The organism is Rhizobium leguminosarum (genome assembly GCF_019798305.1).
In the GTDB taxonomy this organism is placed as follows: domain Bacteria; phylum Pseudomonadota; class Alphaproteobacteria; order Rhizobiales; family Rhizobiaceae; genus Rhizobium; species Rhizobium leguminosarum_U.
Window position 1 is genome coordinate 341966 of sequence record NZ_JAAXDD010000007.1, and the last position, 12812, is coordinate 354777.

Consider the following 12812-nt stretch of genomic DNA (forward strand, 5'->3'; position numbering starts at 1 on the left):
TAGCTTAGCTTTTTCCGCGTGTCGAATCCGAATGCATCTTATGCGCAATTATTCGGTTGCGGCACGCCGCAGACAAGAAAAAGCCCCGCGAGGCGATCGCGAGGCTTTGTACTTCTCAGTTCGATTGCAGCAGCTGTCAGCCCTTGACAGCCACAATCTTCGCCGCCGGTGCGGTCGTCTTGCCGCCGGGGGCGAAGCCACCGCCGACTGCGATGTTCAGCGAGACATAGTCCTTTGCCATCTGTTGGACGGATGCGGCAAGGCTTGCCTGGGCCAGCGAAACCTGGCGCTGCGCGTCGAGAACGTCGAGCAGCGAGGAGGCGCCGTCCTTGTAGGATGCAGTCGAAAGTTCCAGCGTTTCCTGCGTGGTCTTCACCTGGGCCTGAAGCGCCGCGACCGTTTGTGCGTCACGCCGGACGGCCGAAAGCGCATTCTCGACCTGCTCGACCGCAGTCAGCACCGTCGATTTCCAGTTGAGATAGGCAGTGGCGGCATCGGACTGTGCCGACTTGACGTTGGCGCGAAGCCGGCCACCATCGAAGATCGGCAGGTTGAGCGTCGGGCCGAAGGACCAGGGCGTCAGGCCGCCATGGACGCCACGCTGGTTGATGTAGGTCGGCGAGATCGAGCCGCTAAGCGAGATGCTCGGATAAAGCTGCGCCTGGGCAACGCCGATATTGGCCGTTGCGGCGGCAAGATCACGTTCCGCGACGCGGATGTCCGGACGATTGCGGATCAGGTCGGCCGGGATGCCGGAGGTGATGCCGCCGCGGAATACCGGCTGACCGGAGCCCTTCAGCAATTCATCGACAAGAGCCGAAGCCGGCAGGCCGAGCAGCGTGGCGATGTGATGGGCGGAAATGCGGATATTGGTTTCGAGGCCGGGAATTTCGGCGAGCGTCGACTGGACGAGACCTTCTGCCTGAACGACGTCAAGACGCGAGGCGGCGCCGGCTTCCAGCTGGAACTTGGTGAGTTCGTAGGTTTCCTGGCGAGACTTCAGGTTGGCCTTCGAAAGCGCCAGGCGCTGCTGAAAGAAGCGAACGTCGATATAGCTCGAGACAAGGTCCTGTATGAGGGTCAGCCTGGCAACGTCAGCCGATGCGTAAGCGGAATCGAGCGAGGCAAGCGCGCTCTCCGTACTGCGCTTGTAGAGCCCGAAGAGATCGAGCAGCCAGCTCAGCTGGACTTCGCCGGCACTGGTGTGGCGCGTGTCGAGCTGCGTGCGCAGCTCGCCCTTTTCGCCGCTGACCGTCTGCGAGGCGCCGACCGTCAGGCTCGGCAGGCCGCCGGCGCCGGCGGTGGTGACGTTTGCAGAAGCTGCGTTGATTCTTTCGATCGCCTGCTGAACTGTCAGGTTCTGATCGAGGCCGGCCTTGACGTAGCCGTTCAGTCTTGAATCCTTGAAGGCGGTCCACCATGCTGCAGTAGCAACATCGCCATCACTCTTGGTCCCACCCTCTCCGAATTTGGCGGGCAGCGGCATCTCAGGAGGAACATGATCCGGGCCTACAACGCAGCCCGACAACAATAACAATAATGCCGGTGTGGCAAAACGAAGAGATACCATTCATTTCATCCTGTACTCGAGCAAGTCAATTCTTGTCCGAAGCTTCATGCTTCACTATCGGCCGCCGCGCCTCGATCTGCCAAAACACCATTCCGAAGCAGTCGGGCGCAATGTAGCAACGGGAACAGCAATATCACAGTGCATTTATATCACAGTCCTGCCGCATTTTTGCCGCGTGTGGCAAAGATGCGTCGAATGACGACGAAAAACGACGGCACGAAGAAAATTCCGAGCATCGTCGCCGCCAGCATGCCGCCGAGAACGCCGATACCAATGGCATTCTGTGCCGCCGAGCCCGCGCCTGTCGCGATCGCCAGCGGCACGACGCCGAGAATGAAGGCAAGCGAGGTCATGATGATCGGCCGCAGGCGCAATCTGGCCGCTTCCAAGGTCGCCTCGTAGAGCCCCATGCCGCTTTCCATGCGATCTTTGGCGAATTCGACGATCAGAATCGCGTTCTTCGCCGCCAACCCGATGGTGGTGAGCAGACCGACCTTGAAATAGACGTCGTTCGCCTGGCCGAAGAGAGTTGCCGCCGACAGCGCCCCGAGAATACCGACAGGCACCGCCATGATCACCGAGAAGGGGATCGACCAGCTTTCGTAAAGCGCTGCCAGGCAGAGGAAGACGACGAGAACCGAGATCGCATAAAGCATCGGCGCCTGCGAGCCGGAAAGGCGCTCCTGATAGGAAATTCCCTGCCAGGCGACTGTGTAGCCGCCGCCGAGCTCACTGGTCAGGGCTTCCATTTCGTTCATCGCATCGCCGGAGGAAACCCCAGGTGCGGAAGCGCCGTCAAGCGGAATGGCGCTGACGGCATTGAAGCGGGCAAGCGAGGGCGCGCCCTTCACCCACTCGGTGCGGGTAAAGGCGGAGAAGGGCACCATTTCGCCGTCATTGTTGCGGGCGTACCAGTGGTTGAGATCGCTCGGCTGCATGCGGAAGGACGCATCGCCCTCGACGTAGACCGGCTTGATCTCGCCGTTCAACGTGAAGTCGTTGACGTCGCGGCCGGTGAAGATGATCGACAGCATCGAATTGACCGAGGCGATGTCGACGCCCATGGCGCCGATCTTTTCCTGATCGAGCACGATGCGCATCTGCGGCTCGACTTCCTTGTTGCTGCTGCGCAGCGCAACGACTTTACCCGAGCTGTTGCCCATCTGGATCAACCGCTTGGAGGCTGCCGTCAAAGCGTCGTTGCCGTGGCCGCCGGTATCGACGAGATACATGGAAAAGCCGCTCGACACGCCGAGGCCTTGAATTGCCGGCGGCAGGAGCGCGAAGACCTGTGCCTCGCGCATCGCAAAGAAGCTGCGAAGCGCCCGGCTGACAACCGACTGGGCGCTCAAATTTGGATCGGTGCGTAGCGAAAAATCCTTGAGCTTGGTGAATACGATGGCGCTGTTCTGGCCGGAGCCGTTGAAGCCAAAGCCGAGGGCGCCGAAGACGGATTCGACGGCATCCTTCTCATTCTGGCGATAATAGTTTTCCACCTTCTCAACGACGGCCTGGGTCTGCTGCGTAGTCGAGCCAGGCGGCGTGGTGACGATGGTCAACAGCACGCCCTGGTCTTCCTGCGGCAAGAAGGAGCTCGGCAGGCGGGTGAAGAGATAGGCGCAGCCGGCGCCGACCAGAAGGAAGAGCAGCATGACGCGGATCGGCCGTTTCAGCAGATAGCCGATGGCGCTAATATAGCGGTTGGTCGAACGCGTGAAGTTGCGGTTGAACCAGTCGCCGACGCGGTGCTTCCTGTGTTCGCTGACCGGCTTCAGCATCGTGGCGCAAAGTGCAGGCGTCAGCACGAGGGCGACGAGCGCCGACAGCAGCATGGCCGAGACGATGGTGATGGAGAACTGCCGATAGATGATGCCGGTCGAACCGCCGAAGAAGGCCATTGGAATGAAGACCGCGGTCAGCACGAGCGCGATGCCGACGATGGCGCCGGTGATCTCGCCCATCGATTTTTCCGTCGCTTCGAGCGGCGAAAGCTTCTCTTCGGACATGATGCGTTCGACGTTTTCGACGACGACGATAGCGTCGTCGACGAGAAGGCCGATCGCCAGCACCATGGCGAACATCGTCAAGGTATTGATCGAGTAGCCGGTGACCGCCAGCACCCCGAAGGTGCCGAGCAGCACCACGGGAACGGCAATCGTCGGGATCAGCGTCGCACGCAGATTCTGCAGGAAGACGAGCAGCACCACGAAGACGAGCACGATCGCTTCGATCAGCGTGTGGACAACTTTCTCGATCGACAGCTCCACGAAGGGTGTCGTGTCATAGGGATAGGTGATCTCGACGCCCGCCGGCAGACCACGGCCGATAACCTCAAGCGCGGAGCGCACGCGGGCGGCGGTATCGATGGCGTTGGCGCCGATCGCAAGGTTGACGGCGAAACCGGTCGACGGCTGGCCGTTGTACCGCGAACTGCCCCCATAGCTTTCCTGGCCGATCTCGATACGCGAGACGTCGCTCAAGCGCACCGTCGCGCCGTCCTTTTCGACCTTCAGGATGATGTGCTCGAAATCGGCGACGGTGGTCAGCTGGCTTTGGGCGGTGATGGTGACGTTAAGCTGCTGGCCGGGGATCGTCGGCTGGGCACCGAGCGAACCGACGGAGACCTGGGTGTTCTGCGCCTGGATGGCTGACGTCACGTCGCTCGGCGTCAGCTGGTATTTCAGCAGCTTGAACGGATCGAGCCAGACGCGCATGGCGTATCCTGAACCGAAGACGTTGATGCTGCCGACGCCTTCCAGGCGCTGGATCTGATCCTCGATCGAGGTCGACATGATATTGCCGAGGTCGACGGAGTTGCGTTTGCCGTCGGTCGAAACGAGCGAGCCGACCAGAAGGATGCTCGAGGTCGAGCGGGTGACGCTGATGCCGGCATCGATGACATCGCTTGGAAGCTGCGACTGAACCAGCTGCAGCTTGTTCTGCACCTGCACCTGGGCGATATCGGGGTCGGCGCTCGTCCCGAAGGTGAGCTGAATGCTGGCCGAACCCGTCGATGAGGTCGAGGTCATGTAGGTGAGGTCGTCGAGGCCGGTCATGCCGTCCTCGATGATCGTCGTCACCGATTTCTCGACGGTCTCGGCGCTGGCGCCGCGATAGGTGGCGTTGATGCGAACCGTCGTCGGGGCGATGTCGGGATATTGCGAGATCGACAGCGTGAAAATCGCCAGCAGGCCGGCGAGCATGATGGTGATCGCAATGACCCAGGCGAAAATCGGACGTCGGATGAAAAACTTGGCCATCGGTTGTTCCTGTGCGGCTGAGACGGTGACGATGCGGGCCTGCAGCGATTATTTCGCTGCGGGCTTCTGCGCGTCACCGGCCGCGGGCTGCTCGGCAGCCACGACCACGCCGTTGTCGTTGATCTTCATCGGGACCGGCTTCACCGGCATGCCGGAGGTGATCGATTGCAGGCCGCTGACGATCAGCTGATCGCCGTCCTTGATGCCTTCGGTCACGAGCCAGGAATTGTTGGAGGGCGAGCTGTTCTCGAAGGCGCGGGTTTCGACCTTGCCGTCGGCGGAAACGAATTGTGCCGTCAGCCTGCCGTTGGCGTCACGGCTTGTCGCCAACTGCGGCAGCGCATAACCGGCCTCGGCGCCGAGCTCGACGGTTGCGCGGACATACATGCCGGGCAGCACGATACGGTCGGGATTGGGAAAGAGCACACGAATGATGAAGGTGCCGGTGGTCTCGCTGACGACCTGCTTCGACATGTCGAGCTTGCCTTGCTGATTGTATTCCTTGCCGTCTTCGAGGATCAGGTGGAAGGCGACGTTCTCCGCACCCTCGATGTCGCCGGCGGCCATCGCATCGCGCAACCTCAGCAGGTTGGTGCTCGATTCCGTCAGAGAGATATAGATCGGATCGAGCTGGCGGATCGTCGTCAGCGCCGTCGTCTGGTTGGCAGAGACGACGTTGCCGACATTAACGGCCGTCTGGTCGATGATGCCATCGAAAGGGGCGACGATCCTGGTATGGTCGAGGTCGATCTGTGCAGCGGAAAGCGCGGCCTTCGCCGACTCGACTTCGGCCTTGGCCTGGAGCAGCGTCGTCTTTGCCGTCTCATATTCGATCTGGGTGGCGCCGCTGCCGACGAGGCGCTGGTAGCGGTCGAGATTGCTTTCAGCGCTCGGTACGCTGGCTTGCGCCTTAGAGATTGCCGCCTTGGCCTGCTCGACGGCAGCTATGTAGGGTGCATCCTCGATCTGGTAGAGAAGGTCACCCTTCTTGATTTCGCCGCCTTCCCTAAAAGCTACCTCGCGGATCAGGCCGCTCACCTGCGGCCGGATATCGGCGGTCTGAAATGTCTCGGCACGGCCAGGCAGGATCGTGGTGATCGGGAACGTGCCCTTCGTCAACGCGATCACGCCGACCGGGGCAGCCTGCTGTGCCGCGCCTGCGCCCGCATTGCCCGCGGGCTTGGAGCCACTGTCGCTGCAGGCGGCGAGAAGGGCTGCGAATGCCAGGGCCGAGGAGACGAGGAGGGCACGCCGTATCATGCTGAATTCCTGTGCGGTGGCATTCGCCATTCAATCTACGCGCTCGGTCCAGCGCTCGGCTGGGCCGAGTACAGGCTTGTATAAGCGTCAGGATTGGTTTGGGTTCAAATGCCGTTATCCGAATTTAACAAAAGCTTTACGAAGTGACGTAATTCAGCAATCATCACTTAGCAAGCGCTATTTTGCAGTGCGGCATCGACGAAACACACGATTTTTTCGGCGCGGTGCACAAGGGTCTCCTTGTCGTCGCGAGCGATCAGGACAGGGTGCAGCACGCAGGCCAGGACGTCTGCAACGGTACGCGCCGCGCTCTCGGGATCGCGGCAATGATAACTTCCCTCCGCCATGCCTTCGCGGATGATCTCGCCGAGTTTCACCTCGATGCGGGCGCGATAGCGATTGCCGGCCTCGAGTTTGGCTTCGATCGTCGAAAGTACCATTTCGAAGATGTAAGGGTTCTTCTGGATGTCCTGCAGGTGGCTTTCCAGCAGGCGCAGGATGAAGCGGAGCAGTTCTTCCTTTGGCGGCAGCTTCTCATCGAAGGCCGCGAAGCGCTCAGCGGCATCGTCGAGATGGCGTCCGGCGATCGCATCGACGAGCGCCACCTTGGAACGAAAATGCTTGAAGACATTGGCGGGCGACATGTGGAGCGCGCCGGCGATATCGGCGATCGACACCGCAACGAAGCCCCGCTCGCGAAACAGCATCTCCGCCATTGAGAGAATATCTTCCCGCGTTTCCTCGGCCTTGCGTCTTGGCCTTCTTGTCATTTGTTCCCCGCCGGGCTGAGCCCGATACCCCTTTTTGGCAATGCTAGCGCATTACCCCGAAAATCGGAATCGATTTTCGGAAAGGATTATGCGCCAATTCAAAGTGATAAAGCGTCCTTAGCGCGTCCTGTCGGACGCGCGGCGCTCTAGCGCGATTGGGCGAAACGCCGCAAGCCGGTGAACGGCTTGGCGGCCTTCGCATTCGTCTTTTCAAGGGAAATAGCGGGCGAGGTTGGTTCGGACACGGGCAAGCGGCGTCTCGCCGCTGTTGTCTGGAACAAAACGCTCGCCGGTGATCGCCTCGTGGGCTTTGATGTAGACGGCCGAGGTCTGCTCGATCAGTTCGGCGGGAATTTCCGGGATCTCGTCCTTATAGGGATCGCAGCGCTCCGCCACCCAGGCGCGGACAAAATCCTTGTCGAAACTTTCCGGGCGTTTTCCGGCGGCAAAGCTTGCCGGATAGCTTTCGGCAAGCCAGTAGCGGCTACTGTCCGGCGTGTGGATCTCGTCGGCGAGGATTATGTTGCCGTCACCATCAGTACCGAATTCGTATTTGGTATCGACCAGGATCAGGCCGTTTCTCGCCGCCATCTCCTGGCCGCGGGCAAAGAGGGCGAGCGCATATGTCGACAGCGTCTGCCATTGCTCTGTCGTGAGAAGGCCACGCGTGACGATTTCGGCCGGCGTCAGCGGTTCGTCGTGACCGCCGTCGAATTCCTTGCTGGTCGGCGTGATGACGGGTTCCGGCAGGATCTGGTTGTCGCGCATGCCGCCGGGCAGACGCATGCCGTACATCTCGCGTTCGCCCTTTTTATAAAGCGTCAGGATCGAGGTGCCGGTGGTGCCGGCAAGATAACCGCGCACGACGATCTCGACCGGCAGGATGTCGAGCCGCTTGCCGATGACGACATTCGGATCGGGATAGTCGAGAACGTGGTTCGGGCAGATGTCCTTCGTCGCCTCGAACCAGTAGCGCGCCGTCTGTGTGAGCACCTGGCCCTTATAGGGGATGCAGGTGAGGATGCGGTCGAAAGCGCTCAGCCGGTCGGTGCTGATAATAATGCGCCGTCCGTCCGGAAGATCGTAATTCTCGCGCACCTTGCCGCGGTAATAGTTGGGCAATTCCGGGAAATGGGCTTCGGAGAGAATTCGCACGGCGTTCGACTGTCCTTTATTATTGGGTGAAGACTTCCTGCTCTAGTTTCATTGCTGGGGAAGTCAAGCCGATCGGGTATCGCATCACAGCCAGAACAGAGCGGTAAGAAGCAGGGCGAGGCCGTAACTTGTGGCGGCAAGCGGCCAGCCGGCGCGCAGGAAATCGCCCATCGGTAGCCGCCGATCCCCATTGCCAGCGTGTTGTTGTGATGGCCGAAGGGCGTCAGGAAGTCCAGGGAGGCGCCGGCGGCGACCGCGATCAGATAAGCGTCAGGCGGATGCCGGCCGGCTCTTGCGAATTCAAGTGCGATCGGGGTCAGGACGATTGCGACCGTCGCGTTGTTGACGAAAGGCGTCAACGTCATGGCGAGGAAGAGGATGAGGGCGATGCCGATGAGCGGATGGATGATCGGCACGACGAGGCTCAGCCAGCCGGCGATGGTCTCGGCCGCTCCGGTGCTCGCCACCGCCTGGCCGATCGGGATCATCGCCGCGAGCATGATGATGATCGGCCAATCGAGATCGGCCATCGCCTGGCGGATGTTGAGGTGATTGAGCAGGGCGAGCACGAGCACGACGCCGGCAAAAGCGACGTCGGGACGCAGGCCGGCCGCGGAGGCGGCGACGCCGCAGGCAAAGAGCGCGAAGGGCCGCCAGGAGAAGAGAGCCGGTTCGGCCGGTGCTGTCGAGGCGAGCGGCAGGCACTCGCTTCCCTCCAGCGCTTCGGCAATCGCCGCGCGCCGCCCCTCGAGCATCAATATATCGCCGATTGACAATTGCAGGTCGAGGAAGCGGCCCTCGATGCGCGGCGCGCGCATGGAAAGAGCGGTGACAGCAACGCAGCGAGAATGGAAGACTTCAAGCGAGCGGACGCGCGAACCGACCAGCGTGCTTTCCGGCATGACCACGGCTTCGATACGGGTGAAATCCGGCTGCAGGCCAAGCGCGTGGACGTCGGCCGTCAGCGACTGTGTGGCGGCAAGATCGGCAAGGTCGCATCGGCGCCCTCGGCAAGCAGTACGTCGCCGGGTTCGATCACCAACTGGTCGAGTGGACCGAATGCAAAGTTGTCGTCACGGATCAGCGCGTGCGGCTTGATGGCGAACCGTGCCGGGCAATCGTTGCGCCGATCAGCGGCGAGACGTCAGGGATGCGACGCTCGACGACGATGCGCCGCGCCGCCGGGGAGATCGTTGCGGGTGTTTCGTCCGGTTCCGGAAACAGGTGCTGCACGCGAAAGGCGACGAGTAGAATGCCAAGGATTGCGACCGGCAGGCCAACATAGGCGAAATCGAAGAAGCGAAAGCCGGTTCCGGTCGTCCTGGTAAGCGCATCGCTGACGAGCAGGTTGGCCGGCGTACCGATCAGCGAAACGAGGCCGCCGAGCAGGGCCGCGAACGAGACCGGCATGACAAGTTGGCGGCGGGGGAACGTCAGGACCGTGGCAAGGCGCAACGCCACCGGCAGGGTGATCGCAAAGGCGCCGATATTGTTCATGAAGATGGACATGAAGCCGGCGAGCGCGGAAGTGCCGGCGATGACCGTGAAGTCCGAGGGTTTTACGGCCGCGAAACGGGCGGCGAGACTGTCGAAGAGCCTGGCGCGCGCCAGCACCTGGACGATCAGCAGGATCTCGACGACGGTAATGGCGACGGGACTGGCGAAGCCCGTGAAGATCTGGTCGGCGGGATAAAGGCCGCGCATAGCCGGCAAGCAGGCCGGCGATCGAGACCACTTCGATACGGATGCGATCGAGCGAGAAGAGAATGAGCATCGCCAGCAGAAGGATCAGCAGGGATGCTTGCTCGAACGACATAGGCGGGTCCGTTGTTTCATCGATCAGGCGGGACTGTAATCGTTCCTCATGCGCTGTACAGAGCGCCTTCAGGCAAAGATTGAACAATCCTCATATCTCGCGTCAGGCTGGTGGTGCCTGCCACCGGCCCATGGCGTTCCGCTCCAGAATGGGGGTTGCGAAGACGCCGACGGTGCGCGCGATCCATTGCGGCCCGGCAGCTGTGAGGCTTTCGCGCCAGCGCTCCGATTGCAGCATGGCCGCTCCGATGACGAGGGGTTCGATGCCGCAGCCTGTCAGCAGATGAAGACCGGCGACGATCGATGCGCCGCTGGAAATGACGTCATCGATGAGTGCGACGCGCCGTCCCTCAAGCAGCGGCAACATGCGCGGATCGATATAGAGGCGTTTCTGCTGTGTCGGCGTGGTGATCGAAGACAGGGCAACGGAGAGCTCGTCGCGATACCAGAATTTGCGCGAGGTGCCGAGCGGAACGTAGCGGTCATGGCCGAGCTTCTGCGCCACGGCGGCGGCCAGCGTCAGGCCGAGTGTCGGCAGGCCGGCGACGACATCGATGCGCATGGAGCTGATCATTTCGGCAAGGCTTTCGGCAAGCGCATCGAGCACGGCGAAGCTTGCCTGGTTGACGATCAGCGAGGCGAGGGCGTGATCGCCATCCGCCAGCACACGGATCGGCAGGCAAAGCTGACGACCGTCTTCGAGCACGGCGACATAGAAGGAGGTAAATTCCCCATTGCCGGCAAAGGTGCCGGGCGGGTGAAGCTCCTGCCAGAAATCGTGCGGCGCCATCTCCGTCGCAGCAGTCAATTGCGTCTCGTCCTTTCCATGCCGGTTCTCCGGCGCAGCGCCTGCAATTCCGGTTCGCTCAGCGCACGCACGGCGCCTTTTGGCAGTTCGCCGAGTTCGAGCCCGCCGATTGCGACGCGCACGAGGCGCATGCATTCAGTTCCCAGCGCCTCCAGCATGCGGCGGATCTGGCGGTTGCGGCCCTCGTCAAGCTCGACCTCGATCCATGAATTCCTGTCGCCCTGGCGCAGGCGCCGCGCGGCGGTCGCCGTCAGCAACTCGCCATCGTGGCGGATGCCCGATGTCATGGCGGCAATGTCCTCATCCTCCATGATGCGGTCGATCTGGACATGATAGGTCTTTGTCACATGCGTGACCGGATCGAGCAGGATCTGGGCGAATTCGGTGTCGTTGGTGAAAAGCAGCAGGCCCTCGCTCGCCTTGTCGAGCCGGCCGACCGGAGAGAGATGCGGGATGTCGAAGTCCCTGAGGCAATCATAGACCGTCGGCCTACCGTCGGGATCGTGGCGGGTGGTGACGAGACCGCGGGGCTTGTTAAGCATCAGATAGATTTTCGCTTCGGCAGCGATGACGAGGCCGTCGATGCTGATCCTTGCCGTGGCAAGATCGACCCATGCGGAGGTATCGCTGACGGTGCGGCCGTCAACCGCAACGCGATTTTCGACAATCAGACGTTCGGCTTGCGTGCGGGAGCAATAACCGAGCTTGGAAAGGGCGCGAGGAAGGGTAACCCGCTTAGCCGCGGCGTTGTCGGCGGGCTTTGTCCGCTCACGCGTCTTGTGCGGTGGGCGCCGCTCCCTCATCTGCCATCCTTACTGCATAATTCAATGTGCTGCAGCGTCGTCTGCGCGTCTGAAAAGACGCGCGCGGCGCTGTAGTCCTGCTTTTGCTGCCGCTTTCTTGGCATGAACGGCGTAAGGATGCCAGCAAGGCAAATTAAAAATGAGAGGGAATAACCGCAGCGGCAAAAGAGGCTCAGCGCTTTGGGATAAAGCGCCGTCATGGCTTGATAGGGTGTCGCTGCCTTAGCGGCAGGCCATAAAGCCGGCCAGTTCCTTACGGCTGACGACGATACCGGCGGCGGCCTTGACCGGGTCCGGATGGGTGTAGGACAGACTAGGCATTTCCGGCAGATCGAGTGCTTGGCGCATATTCATGATGCCGACCGCATAGCGGCCATTGGCGCTGTCGACGCTGACTTCGATAATGCAGTTGGCCCTCTTGTTTTCCATGGTAGTCCTCCCTTCGTTTTTTATGTTCCCATAGCTCACATTAAAAATTGGTTTTTGTAAGACATAAGCATTTACGCACCCTGCCGAAAACGGATCGGCGGGTGCGTAAAAAAGCCGGTTTATGGGTGGATTGGCCTGTTTAGCGCCACCAATGGCGAGGCTGCGGCTGCGGGCTGCCGGAAAGCAGGTATCCGGCAAGGAAGCCAATGGCGCCCGCAAGCACCAGAGCAGTGGTCGTTGCGGTTGGATGCTCGCGGGCGGCGTCGGCGGCAGCGACACCTTCGGCCCTGATCTGGGCGACCGCGTTCTTCGCCCGAGGCAGGGCTTCATCATAAGCCTTGCCGGCGCGGCCGCGCACTTCGTAATAGGCTTCGGCGCCCTGAGCGGAAATCATCTTCTGTAGGCGCGAGACTTCCTGCTGAAGTGCGGCAATGTCCTTGCTGACAGATGCTCTGATATCATCGGTGTTGGCAGCCATGTTGGTCTCCTTCCTTCAATGGGAAAGACAACACCCAACTCGGTGATAGGTTCCGAAATCTCAGTCGCTGATGTGTGACGGAAATTTAAAGCTTGCCGGCTGGAGCCACTTTAATCCTCTGTTAACCATAAAGCCGCGCAAGATCCTGTTTTTTCACTATCTTTCGGTGGCTAAGAGCGACTTTCCGATGGACTTTTGACCAGTCGGTAAAGGAATTTTCAAGAATCCGTTCCGAAAACGCGTCCTGTGGATAATGCCCATCAGCAAAACACAAGCCGAATCAACCTGTTACAAAAATGTCAAAAAACTTTGGTTGGGTGTGTTGACGGATGAGATTGGTTAGTTCTATAAGCCCACTCACTGAACGAGGGCGGCGGCGCTGCTGGCGACGAAGTCTTTCGTTCTAAAGAAACTCAAGCGGATTGGCGGATTGCTGGTTTGTGTTCTGGGCGCGAGTTTGGAAC

At 60.8% G+C, this 12812-nt stretch carries 9 protein-coding genes and 1 pseudogene; all 10 read right to left on the reverse strand.

The features are described 5' to 3' along the window. Positions 1-136 precede the first annotated feature (136 nt). The 10 genes and pseudogenes from HFO99_RS15210 to HFO99_RS15255 all read right to left on the reverse strand — a co-directional run bounded on the left by HFO99_RS15210 (position 137) and on the right by HFO99_RS15255 (position 12348). Positions 137-1570 carry an efflux transporter outer membrane subunit gene (locus tag HFO99_RS15210; protein ID WP_222362077.1) on the reverse strand — a complete coding sequence of 478 codons (1434 nt, stop codon included), beginning with the start codon at positions 1568-1570 and terminating at the stop codon, positions 137-139. A gap of 149 nt (positions 1571-1719) precedes the next feature. Then, a complete protein-coding gene (locus tag HFO99_RS15215) occupies positions 1720-4830 on the reverse strand; it encodes an efflux RND transporter permease subunit (protein ID WP_222362078.1) in 3111 nt (1036 codons plus the stop codon). Between the two features lie 48 nt (positions 4831-4878). Beyond that, on the reverse strand, positions 4879-6090 hold the full coding sequence (locus HFO99_RS15220; protein WP_222334345.1) for an efflux RND transporter periplasmic adaptor subunit: 1212 nt from the start codon (positions 6088-6090) through the stop codon (positions 4879-4881). A gap of 167 nt (positions 6091-6257) precedes the next feature. Further along, a complete protein-coding gene (locus HFO99_RS15225; protein ID WP_222249986.1) occupies positions 6258-6860 on the reverse strand; it encodes a TetR family transcriptional regulator in 603 nt (200 codons plus the stop codon). 210 nt (positions 6861-7070) lie between these two features. Then, positions 7071-8015 carry a phosphoribosylaminoimidazolesuccinocarboxamide synthase gene (locus tag HFO99_RS15230; RefSeq protein ID WP_222334346.1) on the reverse strand — a complete coding sequence of 315 codons (945 nt, stop codon included), beginning with the start codon at positions 8013-8015 and terminating at the stop codon, positions 7071-7073. Between the two features lie 84 nt (positions 8016-8099). Further along, positions 8100-9831, reverse strand: a pseudogene (locus tag HFO99_RS15235) (SLC13 family permease). Between the two features lie 102 nt (positions 9832-9933). Next, complete coding sequence (locus HFO99_RS15240) at positions 9934-10638, reverse strand: phosphoribosyltransferase (RefSeq protein ID WP_261323161.1); 705 nt, start codon at positions 10636-10638, stop codon at positions 9934-9936. Next, positions 10635-11441, reverse strand: a complete 807-nt coding sequence (locus HFO99_RS15245; protein WP_222334348.1) for a pseudouridine synthase — start codon at positions 11439-11441, stop codon at positions 10635-10637. The genes HFO99_RS15240 and HFO99_RS15245 overlap by 4 nt, the downstream gene beginning before the upstream one ends. A 222-nt stretch (positions 11442-11663) precedes the next feature. Continuing rightward, a complete protein-coding gene (locus HFO99_RS15250; RefSeq protein ID WP_003542611.1) occupies positions 11664-11870 on the reverse strand; it encodes a hypothetical protein in 207 nt (68 codons plus the stop codon). Between the two features lie 139 nt (positions 11871-12009). Next, a complete protein-coding gene (locus tag HFO99_RS15255) occupies positions 12010-12348 on the reverse strand; it encodes a hypothetical protein (protein ID WP_020051470.1) in 339 nt (112 codons plus the stop codon). Positions 12349-12812: the final 464 nt, after the last annotated feature.

Bases quoted from the DNA above. Each gene is read 5' to 3' on its own strand.
- HFO99_RS15210 (WP_222362077.1), bottom strand. From the start codon at position 1,570: ATGGTATCTCTTCGTTTTGCCACACCGGCATTATTGTTATTGTTGTCG.
- HFO99_RS15225 (WP_222249986.1), bottom strand. From the start codon at position 6,860: ATGACAAGAAGGCCAAGACGCAAGGCCGAGGAAACGCGGGAAGATATT.
- HFO99_RS15250 (WP_003542611.1), bottom strand. From the start codon at position 11,870: ATGGAAAACAAGAGGGCCAACTGCATTATCGAAGTCAGCGTCGACAGC.
- HFO99_RS15255 (WP_020051470.1), bottom strand. From the start codon at position 12,348: ATGGCTGCCAACACCGATGATATCAGAGCATCTGTCAGCAAGGACATT.
- HFO99_RS15245 (WP_222334348.1), bottom strand. From the start codon at position 11,441: ATGAGGGAGCGGCGCCCACCGCACAAGACGCGTGAGCGGACAAAGCCC.
- HFO99_RS15215 (WP_222362078.1), bottom strand. From the start codon at position 4,830: ATGGCCAAGTTTTTCATCCGACGTCCGATTTTCGCCTGGGTCATTGCG.
- HFO99_RS15220 (WP_222334345.1), bottom strand. From the start codon at position 6,090: ATGATACGGCGTGCCCTCCTCGTCTCCTCGGCCCTGGCATTCGCAGCC.